General features: G+C 69.9%; 12 protein-coding genes. 6 read left to right on the top strand and 6 right to left on the bottom strand.

Annotation, left to right across the window (positions count from 1 at the left end; translation table 11 throughout):
• The first annotated feature begins 57 nt into the window (after window positions 1–57).
• From aceE to PYV02_RS14155, 6 genes are all read left to right on the top strand, one after another.
• Window positions 58–2,784 (top strand): pyruvate dehydrogenase (acetyl-transferring), homodimeric type, encoded by a 2,727-nt coding sequence (gene aceE / locus PYV02_RS14130; RefSeq protein WP_275759709.1) that lies wholly within the window; start codon window positions 58–60, stop codon window positions 2,782–2,784.
• Between the two features lie 3 nt (window positions 2,785–2,787).
• The gene (locus PYV02_RS14135) at window positions 2,788–3,972 is read left to right on the top strand and encodes a PucR family transcriptional regulator (protein ID WP_275759710.1); all 1,185 of its coding nucleotides are present in this window, start codon (window positions 2,788–2,790) and stop codon (window positions 3,970–3,972) included.
• A 272-nt stretch (window positions 3,973–4,244) separates the two neighbouring features.
• Window positions 4,245–5,165, top strand: coding sequence for an ACP S-malonyltransferase (locus PYV02_RS14140; RefSeq protein ID WP_275759711.1), 921 nt, complete (start codon window positions 4,245–4,247; stop codon window positions 5,163–5,165).
• Entirely contained in the window at window positions 5,162–6,160 is a 999-nt protein-coding gene (locus PYV02_RS14145) for a beta-ketoacyl-ACP synthase III (RefSeq protein ID WP_275759712.1), read from the top strand. The genes PYV02_RS14140 and PYV02_RS14145 overlap by 4 nt, the downstream gene beginning before the upstream one ends.
• 72 nt (window positions 6,161–6,232) lie before the next feature.
• Window positions 6,233–6,481: an acyl carrier protein gene (locus PYV02_RS14150; RefSeq protein WP_275759713.1), complete on the top strand. Its 249-nt coding sequence runs from the start codon at window positions 6,233–6,235 to the stop codon at window positions 6,479–6,481.
• Window positions 6,482–6,564: 83 nt separating this feature from the next.
• The gene (locus tag PYV02_RS14155; protein ID WP_275759714.1) at window positions 6,565–7,809 is read left to right on the top strand and encodes a beta-ketoacyl-[acyl-carrier-protein] synthase family protein; all 1,245 of its coding nucleotides are present in this window, start codon (window positions 6,565–6,567) and stop codon (window positions 7,807–7,809) included.
• A 7-nt stretch (window positions 7,810–7,816) separates the two neighbouring features.
• Here PYV02_RS14155 and PYV02_RS14160 read toward each other — a convergent pair whose 3' ends face one another.
• The 6 genes from PYV02_RS14160 to exaC all read right to left on the bottom strand — a co-directional run bounded on the left by PYV02_RS14160 (window position 7,817) and on the right by exaC (window position 12,944).
• Window positions 7,817–7,990 carry a hypothetical protein gene (locus PYV02_RS14160; protein WP_275759715.1) on the bottom strand — a complete coding sequence of 58 codons (174 nt, stop codon included), beginning with the start codon at window positions 7,988–7,990 and terminating at the stop codon, window positions 7,817–7,819.
• Between the two features lie 14 nt (window positions 7,991–8,004).
• Window positions 8,005–8,529, bottom strand: coding sequence for a DUF3145 domain-containing protein (locus PYV02_RS14165; RefSeq protein ID WP_275759716.1), 525 nt, complete (start codon window positions 8,527–8,529; stop codon window positions 8,005–8,007).
• Window positions 8,530–8,657: 128 nt separating this feature from the next.
• Window positions 8,658–9,200, bottom strand: a complete 543-nt coding sequence (locus tag PYV02_RS14170; protein WP_275759717.1) for a PadR family transcriptional regulator — start codon at window positions 9,198–9,200, stop codon at window positions 8,658–8,660.
• A 12-nt stretch (window positions 9,201–9,212) separates the two neighbouring features.
• Entirely contained in the window at window positions 9,213–10,877 is a 1,665-nt protein-coding gene (locus PYV02_RS14175) for a bifunctional 3'-5' exonuclease/DNA polymerase (protein WP_275759718.1), read from the bottom strand.
• Window positions 10,878–10,912: 35 nt separating this feature from the next.
• Window positions 10,913–11,317 carry a DUF779 domain-containing protein gene (locus PYV02_RS14180; RefSeq protein ID WP_275759719.1) on the bottom strand — a complete coding sequence of 135 codons (405 nt, stop codon included), beginning with the start codon at window positions 11,315–11,317 and terminating at the stop codon, window positions 10,913–10,915.
• A gap of 103 nt (window positions 11,318–11,420) precedes the next feature.
• A complete protein-coding gene (exaC, locus tag PYV02_RS14185) occupies window positions 11,421–12,944 on the bottom strand; it encodes an acetaldehyde dehydrogenase ExaC (protein WP_275759720.1) in 1,524 nt (507 codons plus the stop codon).
• Between the last annotated feature and the right edge of the window lie 185 nt (window positions 12,945–13,129).

The following is a 13,129-nucleotide window of genomic DNA, read 5'->3' on the forward strand; positions in this document are numbered from 1 at the left end:
AGGACCGTAACCCGGCCCGCGTGCACGCCACCACTGTCTACAAGAAAGAGGTCATCGGTGACGGTCAACGATCAGGACCCCTACTCGGTCACTCACATCGACCGGGACCCCGAAGAGACGGCGGAGTGGCGCGAGTCGCTCGCCGGACTCGTCGCGGAGAAGGGCCACCAGCGCGGTCGCGAGATCATGCTGAGCCTCCTGAAGGAGTCCAAGGACCTGCACCTGGGCGTGCCGATGGTCCCCACGACGGACTACATCAACACGATCGCGACGGAGAACGAGCCGACGTTCCCGGGCAACGAGGAGCTGGAGCGCAAGTACCGCGCCTGGATCCGCTGGAATGCCGCGATCACCGTGCACCGAGCGCAGCGGCCCGGGATCGGTGTCGGCGGGCACATCTCGACGTACGCGTCATCCGCCGCCCTCTACGAGGTCGGCCACAACCACTTCTTCCGCGGCCCCGACCATGCCGGTGGCGGCGATCAGGTGTTCTACCAGGGGCACGCCTCACCAGGCATGTATGCCCGCGCCTTCCTCGAGGGCCGCCTCACCGAGGACCAGCTGAAGGGCTTCCGTCAGGAGAAGTCGCAGTGGCCGAACGGGCTCTCCAGCTACCCGCACCCGCGGCTCATGCCGGAGTTCTGGCAGTTCCCGACCGTGTCGATGGGCCTCGGCCCGATCAACGCGATCTACCAGGCGCAGTCGAACAAGTACCTCACCAACCGCGGCATCAAGGACGCGAGCGACCAGCAGGTCTGGGCGTTCCTCGGCGACGGCGAGATGGACGAGGTCGAGTCGCGCGGCGCCCTGCAGTGGGCCGCGAACGAGGGCCTCGACAACCTCACCTTCGTGATCAACTGCAACCTGCAGCGCCTCGACGGCCCGGTGCGCGGTAACGGCAAGATCATCCAGGAGCTCGAGAGCTTCTTCCGCGGTGCCGGCTGGAACGTCATCAAGGTCATCTGGGGCCGTGAGTGGGATGCCCTGCTCGCCCAAGACCACGAGGGAGCCCTGCGCGACCTGATGAACCGCACGCCCGACGGCGACTACCAGACCTATAAGGCCGAGTCCGGCGCGTACGTGCGCGAGAACTTCTTCGGTCGCGACCCTCGCACCCTCGAGATGGTCAAGGACTACACCGACGACCAGGTGTGGGGGCTCAAGCGCGGCGGTCACGACTACCGCAAGGTCTATGCGGCGTTCAAGGCGGCGACCGAGCACAAGGGCCAGCCCACCGTCATCCTCGCGAAGACGGTGAAGGGCTACGGCCTGGGCCCGAGCTTCGAGGGCCGCAACGCGACCCACCAGATGAAGAAGCTCACGCTCGACGGACTCAAGCAGTTCCGCGACGTCATGCGCATCCCGATCACGGATGCCGCGCTCGAGGCCGACCCGTACCAGCCGCCGTTCTACAACCCCGGCGATTCCGACGAGGCCATCCAGTACCTGCACGAGCGCCGTCGCGCGCTCGGCGGATATCTGCCGGAGCGCCGCTCCAAGTACACCCAGATCTCCTTGCCCGAAGACTCCGCCTACGAGATCGCCAAGAAGGGCTCCAGCAAGCAGGAGATCGCCACCACGATGGCCTTCGCCCGCCTGCTCAAGGACCTGTTGAAGGCGAAGGACTTCGGCCACCGCATCGTGCCGATCATCCCGGATGAGGCACGCACCTTCGGCATGGACGCCTACTTCCCCACCGCCAAGATCTACAACCCCAACGGGCAGCAGTACACCTCGGTCGACCGCGAGCTGCTCCTGGCCTACAAGGAGTCCCCGCAGGGCCAGATCGTGCACGTCGGCATCAACGAGGCCGGCGCGTTCGCCGCGTTCACCGCGGCGGGCACCCAGTACGCCACGAACGGCGAGCCGCTCATCCCGGTGTACGTCTTCTACTCGATGTTCGGCTTCCAGCGCACGGGAGATGCGATGTGGGCGGCGGGCGACCAGATGGCGCGCGGCTTCATCATGGGTGCGACCGCCGGACGCACCACGCTCACCGGCGAGGGCCTCCAGCACGCCGACGGCCACTCCCTGCTGCTCGCCTCGACCAACCCGGCCGTCGTCAGCTACGACCCGGCCTACGGCTACGAGATCGGGCACATCGTGCGCGCGGGCATCGAGCGCATGTATGGGGGCACGCATCCCGACCCCAATGTCATGTACTACCTCACCGTGTACAACGAGCCGATCGTGCAGCCGGGCGAGCCGGAGAACCTCGATCTCGAGGGGCTGCTCAAGGGCATCTACCACCTCAAGTCGGCACCGATCGAGGGACCGCGCACCCAGCTGCTCGCCTCCGGCGTCGGCGTGCCGTGGGCGCTCGAGGCCCAGGAGCTGCTCGCGAACGACTGGGGCGTCGCGGCCGATGTCTGGTCGGTGACGAGCTGGACCGAGCTGCGCCGCGACGGCGTCGCCGCCGAGGAGCACGCCTTCCTGCACCCCGACGAGGAGCCGCGCGTGCCGTATGTGACGCAGAAGCTCTCGGGCTCGGACGGGCCGTTCATCGGCGTGAGCGACTTCATGCACGCCGTGCCCGACCAGATCCGCCAGTTCGTGCCCGGCGACTACGCGACGCTCGGCGCCGACGACTTCGGCTTCTCGGACACGCGCGCTGCCGCCCGACGGTACTTCAAGATCGACGGACCGTCGATCGTGGTGCGTGCGCTCGAACTGCTCGACAAGCGCGGTCTCGTCGACCGGTCGCTGGCATCCCAGGCGATCGAGAAGTATCGCCTGCACGATGTCGCCGCCGGCACGAGCGGCTCGGTGGGGGGCGAGAGCTAGGCGGTGGCGCCCCGGACCAAGGAGCAGACGCTCGCCTGGCTGCGCACCATCTCCGGTGAGCTGGCCACGGCGACGCTCAAGCGACTGGATGACACGCTGCCCTGGTACGGCGACATGCCGCCCGGTCGGCGCTCCGCGGTGGGGCTCGTCGCCCAGGCGGGCATCACGAGCTTCATCTCCTGGTTCGAGGACCCGAAGTCGATCCCGTGGATCGCCGCCGACGTGTTCGGCGCCGCCCCGCGCGAGCTGCTGCGCTCCGTCTCGCTCACGCAGACCCTCCAGCTGATCCGACTGACGGTCGAGGTGGTCGAGGAACGCGTCAAGGAGGGCGACGACGTGCTGCGCGAGGCGATCCTGCTCTACTCGCGCGAGATCGCCTTCGCCGCCGCCGACGTCTACGCCCGCGCCGCCGAGGCCCGCGGACTCTGGGATGCCCGCCTCGAGGCCCTCGTGGTCGACTCGATCCTCTCCGGCGAGTACGACAACGAGCTGCCGTCGCGCATCGCCGCGCTCGGCTGGAACGGTCACGGCGAGGTGTGCGTGCTCGTCGGCACCGCGCCGAAGATGCTCGACGTCGACCAGCTACGCCGCACCGCGCGCCACCTCGACGCGGACGTGCTCATCGGCGTGCAGGGCAATCGGCTCGTGCTCGTGATCGGGCGTGCGAGCCCGCGCTCCGAGGATCCGGATGTCGCGACCCCGATGCCCTTCCTCGCCATCGCCGAGCAGCTGGAGCCCGGCTTCGGGCCCGGGCACCTCGTGCTCGGACCGGAGGTGCCGACGCTCGTGGAGGCATCCCGTTCCGCGAAGGCGGCCCTCGCGGGGTTCGCCGTCGCGCGCGCGTGGCGCAATGCCCCGCGCCCCACGCTCGCCGACGACCTCCTGCCCGAGCGCGCGTTCGCCGGGGACCCGCTCGCGCGATCCACCCTGATCAACCGCATCTACAAGCCGTTGCAGGCGCATTCCACCGACCTGCTGGCCACGCTGTGGTGCTACCTCGACAACGGCCGGTCGCTGGAGGCCACCGCGCGGGAGCTGTTCGTGCATCCCAACACCGTGCGCTACCGGCTCAAGCGGGTCAGCGACGTGATCGGGTGGGATGCCACGGGTGCTCGCGAGGCGCTCATCCTGCAGGCCGCGCTCATCCTCGGCTCCATCGCGGAGCCGGAGGCCCCCAAGCGCCGCTGAGGCCGCTGCCCTTCCGGGTACCGCCGCCCCAGGCCCACCCCTCCCGCCCCCTCACCCGCCCAACCTCGCGTAACTCATGGGCGCCGCCACGACACGCCCCGAGTCGCACCGCCGCTCGGCGTGTCGCGCCGCCGTCCCATGAGTTGCGCACCGTTGGAGACGGCAAGGCGGGGGGATGCCCGCCCCTGCGTTGAACGCATCGCACAACGATTTGCGTGATTCTTGGTCGAGTGACCCCAGCACGAAACGGGCGGAGTCGGCAGACTAGAACGGTGATCGTCATCGTCGCGCCCGGACAGGGCTCCCAGACTCCGGGCTTCCTCGAACCGTGGCTCGCCGAGCCGCGATTCGCCGAGCAGCTCGCCGCGCTCTCCGACGCCGCGGGCATCGATCTCGCCGCCCACGGCACCGTCAGCGACGCCGACACCATCCGCGACACCAAGGTCGCCCAGCCCCTCATCGTCGCCGCCGGGCTGCTCACGCTCAGCGCGCTGTTCGACGGCGGCCGCCGCGACAAGGTCGGCGGAGTCGCGGGCCACTCGGTCGGCGAGGTGACCGCGGCGGCCGCGGCCGGCATCCTCACCGAGGCGGACGCGATCGCCCTCGTGCGCGAGCGCGGCAACGCGATGGCGGATGCCGCAGCCCTCACCCCCACCGGCATGTCCGCCGTCATCGGCGGCGACGAGGCCGCCCTGCTCGCCCGTCTCGCCGAACTGGGACTCGAGCCCGCGAACTTCAACGGCGGCGGGCAGATCGTGGTCGCCGGGGCCCTCGACGCGCTCGCCCAGCTGGCGGCGGATCCGGTGCCCGGCACGCGCGTCATCCCGCTGCAGGTGGCCGGCGCCTTCCACACCCGCTACATGGAACCGGCGGTCGCGCACCTCGCGGCCTTCGCGGCCGGGCTCGAGAAGCACGACCCCAGCCTGCCGATCTGGACGAACCGCGATGGATCGCGCGTGGAGACCGGTGAGCGCTTCGTCGAGTTGCTCGTGGGCCAGGTCTCCTCGCCGGTACGGTGGGACAAGACCATGGACGCCCTCGCGGCGGCCGGGGTCACCGGCATCATCGAACTCGCCCCCGCGGGCGCTCTCGTCGGTCTCGCCAAGCGCGGACTGAAGGGCGTGCGCTCGGTCGCGGTCAAGACCCCGGACGACCTCAACGCCGCCCACGAACTGATCGACGGAGCCGCATGACCACCCTCAAGCAGTCCAGCGGGCCCGCCTACACCCGCATCTACAGCTACGGCGCCGCCCGCGGCGACCTCGTGGTTCCCAACGACGATCTCGTCGGCCCGATCGACTCGAGCGACGAGTGGATCCAGCAGCGCACCGGCATCGTGACGCGCACGCGGGCCTCGGCCGGCATCCTCGCAATCGATCTCGCTACGGATGCCGCGAAAGAGGCGATCGCGAAGTCCGGGGTGCCCGCCGAGCAGATCGACCTCGTGATCGTCGCGACGATCGGCAACGTGCAGCAGACCCCGTCGATGGCCGCCGTGCTCGCCGACCGGGTCGGCGCGAATCCCGCGGCCGCCTACGACTCGAACGCGGCGTGCGCCGGCTTCAGCTACGGCGTCACGCAGGCCGACGCGCTGATCCGCGCCGGGGCGGCGCACTACGCACTCGTCGTCGGCGCCGAGAAGCTCTCCGACATCGTCGACCCCACCGACCGCACCATCTCGTTCCTGCTCGGCGACGGCGCCGGCGCGGTCGTGATCGGTCCGAGTGACGAGCCCGGCATCGGCGCGCCCGTGTGGGGTTCGGACGGCTCGAAGGCGGATGCGGTGGGCATGAACGCGACGCTCGTCGACTTCCGCGACGGCAAGGCCGCCTGGCCGACGCTGCGCCAGGAGGGCCAGACGGTCTTCCGCTGGGCGGTGTGGGACATGGCGAAGGTCGCTAAGCGCGCGCTCGAGGTGGCGGGGGTCGAGGCATCCGATCTCGCCGCCTTCGTGCCGCACCAGGCCAACATGCGCATCATCGACGAGCTCGCCAAGCAGCTCAAGCTGCCCGAGACCGTGATCATCGGGCGCGACATCGAGACCACGGGCAACACGAGTGCCGCCTCGATTCCGCTCGCGACGCACCGGCTGCTGCAGGAGCATCCCGAGCTCAGCGGCGGACTGTGCCTGCAGATCGGCTTCGGGGCGGGACTCGTCTTCGGCGCCCAAGTGGTGCGACTGCCCTGAGCGACGCGGTCGCTCCCCTAAACTTGGCAGCGGTCGCATCACACCCCCGGAACAACCCCAAGGAGAACGAACATGGCACTGTCCACCGAAGAAGTCCTCGCCGGCCTGGCCGAGCTCATCAACGACGAGACCGGCATCGCGACGGACACCGTCGAGCTGGACAAGTCGTTCACCGACGACCTCGACATCGACTCGATCTCGATGATGACCATCGTCGTCAACGCCGAAGAGAAGTTCGACGTGAAGATCCCCGACGAAGAGGTCAAGAACCTCAAGACCGTCGGCGACGCCGTCAACTTCATCACCAGCGCGCAGGGCTAGCACGACCCGCGGAGGGCCAGCCGTCGCATCCGCCCGGCTGGCCGCCCGCGATTGTCTCGATGTGACCAAACAGGAATGCTGACATGACCCAGAAGAAGATCGTCGTCACCGGTATCGGTGCGACCTCCCCGCTCGGCGGCACCGCGACCTCGTCCTGGGAGGCCCTGCTCGCCGGTGAATCGGGTGCGCACACGCTCACCCAGGACTGGGTCGCCGAGCTCGAGCTGCCGGTGACCTTCGCCGCGGAGGCCAAGGTGCGCCCCGAGGAGGTGCTCGAACGCGTCGAATCGAAGCGTCTCGACCCCTCCAGCCAGTTCGCCCTCATCTCGGCCCGTGAGGCCTGGGCGGATGCCGGCTCGCCCGACGTGGACCCGATCCGGGTCGGCGTGGACTACTCCACCGGCATCGGCGGGCTCTGGACCCTCCTCGACGCGTGGGACACGCTCAAGGAGAAGGGCCCGCGCCGGGTTCTGCCGATGACGATCCCGATGCTCATGCCGAACGCCGCCGCTGCCGCGATCAGCATGTCGATCCCGTCGCGCGCCTACGCACGCACCGACGTGTCCGCGTGCGCGTCCAGCACCGAGGCGATCGCGAACGCGTACGTGCACCTGCAGGCCGGGCTCGCCGATGTGGTGATCGCCGGCGGCACCGAGTCGGTGGTGCATCCGCTGCCGATCGCCGCCTTCGCATCGATGCAAGCGCTGTCCAAGCGCAACGATTCGCCCCAGACCGCCTCGCGTCCCTACGACGTCTCGCGGGACGGCTTCGTGCTCGGTGAGGGCGCCGGCACGGTCGTGCTCGAGACCGAGGAGCACGCGCTCGCGCGCGGCGCGAAGATCTACGCCGAGCTGGCCGGCGGGTCGGTCACGAGCGACTCGTTCCACATCACCGCGCCCGACCCGGAGGGGTCGGCAGCGGCGCGTGCGATGCTCAACGCACTCGAGCAGGCCGGAGCGAAGCCGAGCGAGGTGGCGCACATCAACGCCCACGCGACGAGCACGCCGGTCGGCGACATCGCCGAGTACAACGCCATGCTGCGCGTGTTCGGCGATCACCTGCCGAACATCGCGGTCTCGGCGACGAAGGCCTCGACCGGGCACCTGCTCGGCGGCACGGGTGCGCTCGAGGCGATCTTCACGATCCTCGCCCTGCACCACCGCACGGCCCCGCCGACGATCAACCTCACCGAGCAGGATCCCGCGATCCCGCTCGACGTCGTGACCTCGCCGCGCGCGCTCGGGGACGGACCGCTGCTGGCCCTGAGCAACTCGTTCGGCTTCGGCGGACACAACGCCGTCGTGGCGTTCCGCAGCTACCAGGGCTAGGCGCGACTCAGCCGGCGAGCCGCCGCTGCAGCACGGGGCGGCAGCCGTCGTGCACGGTGCACTCGTCGTCGAAGACGCGCAGTTCGTCTTCGGTGGCCAGTCGCTCCAGCTGCTCGAGGTCCACCAGCGGTGGCACGAACTCGGCCCTGAGCTCATCCAGTTCACGGTGCAGCGTATGCATGATGCCTCCTTGCCTCAACCCACCTTGTGCAACCACACGACGGCCGAGTCCTGGCCGGCGTGACGGAAGACGTCGAGTTCGTCGTCCCAGGCCTGACCGAGCGCGAGCCGCAGCTCGCGGTGCAGCTCGGTGGCGTTCGCGCCCGCGACCTCCATCGCGTAGCGCAGGCGATCCTCCGGGATGACCATGTTGCCCACCGTGTCGGTCTGGGCGAAGAAGATGCCGAGGTCGGGGGTGTGCATCCAGCGGCCGCCGTCGGTGCCGAGCCCGGCATCCTCGGTGACCTCGTAGCGCAGGTGCTCCCAGCCGCGCAGCGCGGAGGCGAGCGTCGCTCCGGTGCCGCGAGGGCCCTCCCAGTAGAACTCGGCGCGCTGAGCGCCCTTGAGCACGGGCTGCTCGATCCAATCGAAGTTCACGGCACGACCGAGTGCTCGGCCTGCCGCCCACTCGATGTGCGGGCACAGCGCTCGAGGAGCGGAGTGCACGAACAGCACTCCGCGAGCCGTGTTTTGGGAAACACTGTGTGCAGTCACGATCATCTCCGTTCCGGTTTGGGTGCGACTTCCCCATCGACCCGGTGGAACGGTGTGTTCGTAAATGCGTGTGAAATTGGGCGGCGAACCGCTGGGGCCATTATGGCGGATGACCCCCGCAAATCACAAGGCTGTCATTCGGCGGTTCGCGAGTGCGCGGGACGGCCACGTTTGGGCGGTTCGGTCTCGAGCGGCAGGGCGACGGCGGCCGCCACCACCGGCTCGATCGCGTCGAGCCATGCCAGCTGCGCCTCCCCCGCCGCGATGAGGGCGGATGCCACGATCCCCCGCGGTCCGTCCGCCGGCGCCGCGCGCGCGGCCTCGAGCCCGGCGGCGGTGTGCGCGCGCTGTGCCCGCACGAGGGCCGCGGCATCCGCCCGCGACAGTGTCGAGGCCAGGGCCAGCTTCAGCGGCAGCTCCTCACCGTCGGCCGGCTCGGTCAGCCATTCCCGCGCGCGCCGGGAGCCCTCCGCGGTGACCGCGTAGGTCGCCTGCCCGCCGGCGGCAACATGCTTGCTCACCAGGCCGTCCCGCTCGAGCCGATCGAGCGTCGCATAGACCTGGCCCGCGTTCAGCGCGCGGATGCCACCGGTGCGCCGCTCGAACTCGGTGCGCAACTGGTTGCCGTAGCACGGCCCCTCGTCGAGGATCGCGAGGATGCTGCGGCGAATGGTCATGGCACCCCCACGCTACTTGGCCTGCCCGTAGTCGTCGACGACGGCGATGCTCAGCGGGAACGCCACGGGCAGTTCACCGAAGAGCAGGCGCCCGGCCTCCTCGGCGGCGGCGGCGAGGGCGGCGGCGACCTCGTCGGCGAGCTCGGCCGGGGTGTGCACGACGACCTCGTCGTGCAGGAAGAACACCAGGTGCGGGGCATCCGTGAGCCAGGCATCCGGGGCGAGGTCGGTCAGGCGACGGCGCAGGGATGCCATCCAGCACAGCGCCCACTCGGCGGCGGTGCCCTGCACGATGAAGTTGCGCGTGAACCGGCCCCACGCCCGGGCCCTCGACCGCGCGCGGCTGGTGTCGGCCTCGGTGGCCGTCTCGTCGTAGGCGAGCGACTGCGACTGCTGCCAACCCGAGCCGGGTGTCGGGGATGACCGCCCGAGCCGAGTCGTGACGATCTCGCCGCGCTCCCCCGCCCGCGCCGCCTCCTCGACGAGGCCGATCGCCTTCGGATAGGTGCGCGCGAGCCGGGGCAGCAGGCGGCCGCTGTCGCCCGTGGTGGCCCCGTACATCGCGCCGAGCAGCGCGATCTTCGCCTCGTCGCGGGTCTCCACGGCGCCGCTGGCGACGATGCCCGCGTACAGGTCGCCCGCGGCGCCCGCCTCGACCATGCCGCGATCCCCGGCCATCGCGGCGAGGATACGCGGTTCGAGCTGCGCGGCATCGGCGACCACGAGCTTCCACCCCGGGTCGGCGATCACGGCGCCGCGCACTTGGCGCGGCAGCTGCAGCGCGCCGCCGCCGCTCGTCGCCCACCGTCCGGTCACCACGCCGCCCGGCACATACTCGGGTCGGAACCGCCCGTCGACCACCCAGGTCTCCAGCCAGTGCCAGCCGTTCGCGCTCAGCAGCCGGGCGAGCTTCTTGTACGCCAGCAGCGGCTCGATCACGGGGTGGTCGAGCTCGCGCAGCTCCCACTTCGCGGTCGACTTCACCCGCAGTCCGGCGCGCCGCAGGGCTCCGAGCAGCGTCTGCGCCGAGTCGGGGTTGAGGTCTGGGGTGTCGAGGGCGGCGCGGATGCGGTCGAGTTGCTCCTGCATCCGTTCCGGTCGCCGACCCGCCGCGGGCCGCGCACCGAGGATGCCGGTGAGGATGCGGTCGTGCGCCTCGGCGCTCCACGGCAGGCCGGCGAACCGCATTTCGACGGAGATGAGCGCACCGGCGGATTCGGCGGCGAGCAGTCGGCCGATGCGGGCGGGTTCCGCGGCGGCGGCGACGGCATCCCGTTGCGAGAGGTATTCGGCGAGCGGGTCGGGTTCGGGTGCCGGCGGCGCTTCGTCGAGGGCGAAGAGCGCATCATCCCGCTCCGGTTCGTGCGTGGCGGCGGCCGGTGCGTCCCACGGCCCGAGCGGCGCGGTCGCGAGCGCGGAGTCCGCGGTCAGCGCCGAGGAGCGCAGGATCGCGTGGCACAGCCGCAGGTCGAAGCAGCGCTCCACGCGCACCCGCGCGGCGAGCAGCGGCGGGTACCAACGGGACGTGTCATCCCACACCCAGCGCGGATGCGCGGCCTCCTCGCTCGCGACGAACGCCGCCAGGTCGTCGACCGTCTGCTCACCGAGCACGGTGCCGTCGTCGTCGAGCCGCGTCGCGATGACGCCGCCGTCGAGTCGAGCGAGCACGATGAGCACGGCTCCAGTCTGCCGGTGACCGGCGACGCCGCCGATCACGCGAAGGGCAGGGCCTCATCCATGAGACGCGATCGCACGATGAAGCGCAGTCCCTCCGGGCTCTCCACCGAGAAGCCGCTCCCGCGCCCAGCCACGACGTCGATCGTGAGGTGCGTGTGGCTCCAGTACTCGAACTGCTCCCGCGACATCCAGAACTCGATCGGTTGCGGCACCGCGCCAGAGGCGATGTCGAACACCCCGAGCAGGATGTCGCCCTGCGTCGTCAGGAACTCCCCGGCCGGAAAGCACATCGGTGCGCTCCCGTCGCAGCACCCACCCGACTGGTGGAACATCAGCGGGCCGTGCTTGTTCCAGAGCTTGCGGAGCAGGTCGATGCTCTCGGCGGTCAGTGCGACCCGCGACTTGGTCTCGCCCTCGATGGCGATGCTCGCCTCGCGCATGCTCGTCCCCTCTCCAGGTCTCGTTCGCGAAGGTCTCCTCCGCGAAGGTCTCTCGGTGGCCGACACCCCTGGCGCGGGTCGGCCACCGAGAAGTGGGTGCGGCCTAGAAGAAGCCGAGGGGCTGCTCGGAGTACGAGACCAGGAGGTTCTTGGTCTGCTGGTAGTGGTCCAGCGCGAGCGCGTTGTTCTCGCGACCGATGCCCGAGCTCTTGTAGCCGCCGAACGCCGCCCCCGCCGGGTAGGCGTGGTAGTTGTTCACCCAGACCCGTCCGGCCTGGATGTCGCGCGCCGCCCGATAGGCGAGGTTGCCGTTGCGCGACCACACGCCGGCCCCGAGACCGTAGAGGGTGTCGTTGGCGATCAGCATCGCCTCGGCGTAGTCCTCGAAGCTCGTCACCGCGACGACCGGCCCGAAGATCTCCTCCTGGAACAGTCGCATCGAGTTCGTGCCCTCGAAGATCGTCGGCTCGACGTAGTAGCCGCCGGAGAGGTCGCCGCCGAGGTCGGCGCGACCGCCGCCCGCGGAGAGCTTCGCGCCCTCCTTCACCCCGATGTCGATGTAGCTGAGGATCTTCTCCAGCTGATCGTTCGAGGCCTGCGCCCCGACCTGGGTGGCGGTGTCGAGCGGGTTGCCCTGGATCGCGAGCTTGGTGCGCGCGATGCCGAGCTCCACGAACTCGTCGTAGATCGACTTCTGGATCACCACGCGGCTCGGGCACGTGCACACCTCACCCGAGTTGAACGCGAACAGGGTGAAGCCCTCGAGCGCCTTGTCGCGGAAGGAGTCGTCTTTGTCGAGCACGTCTTCGAAGAAGATGTTGGGGCTCTTGCCGCCGAGCTCGAGGGTGGCGGGGATGATGTTGGCCGCGGCGTACTGCAGGATGAGCCGGCCGGTGGTCGTCTCCCCCGTGAACGCGATCTTGCGGATGCGCTTGCTCGAGGCGAGCGGCTTGCCGGCCTCGACCCCGAATCCGTTGACGATGTTCAGCACCCCGGGCGGCAGGATGTCGCCGATGAGCTCGACGAGCACGAGGATCGAGACCGGGGTCTGCTCCGCCGGCTTGAGCACGATGGCGTTGCCCGCGGCGAGTGCGGGGGCGAGCTTCCAGACGGCCATGAGGATCGGGAAGTTCCACGGGATGATCTGCCCGACCACGCCGAGCGGCTCGCGGAAGTGGTACGCGACCGTGTCGCCGTCGAGCTGGCTGAACGAGTCCTCCTGCGCGCGGATGAGGCTCGCGAAGTAGCGGAAGTGGTCCGCCGCCAGCGGCAGGTCGGCGTTGAGCGGCTCGCGGATCGGCTTGCCGTTGTCCCAGGTCTCCGCGACCGCGAGCATCTCGAGGTTCGCGTCGATGACGTCGGCGATGCGGTTGAGCACCGCAGCACGTTCGGTCGCGGAGGTCTTGCCCCACGCCGGTGCGGCCTTCTCGGCGGCGTCGAGGGCGGCCTCGATATCTTCGGCCGTGCCACGGGCCACCTCCGCGAACGGCTTGCCGTTGACCGGCGAGATGTCCTCGAAGTACTCGCCCTTCACGGGCTTGACCCAGCCGCCGCCGATCCAGTGCTCGTAGCGGGGCTTGAAGGTGACTAGAGAGTCTTTGGTTCCTGGTGCTGCATAGACGGTCATCGTCCGCTCCTGTCGACGTCGTTGTCTCGGATGCCCGTTGAGGGCTCGCGGCGAGACTAGGCCGGCGCAGGTTGCCGCAACGTTGCGATGGGCCGCGAACGCAGCGCGGCCCGGACTCAGCACAGCCCGAGCTCAGCGCAACCCGAACTCAGCACAGTCCGAGCTCAGCGCAACTCAGACTCAGC

It is taken from the genome of Antiquaquibacter metalliresistens (assembly GCF_029211225.1).
GTDB classification, from domain to species: Bacteria; Actinomycetota; Actinomycetes; order Actinomycetales; family Microbacteriaceae; genus Rhodoglobus; species Rhodoglobus metalliresistens.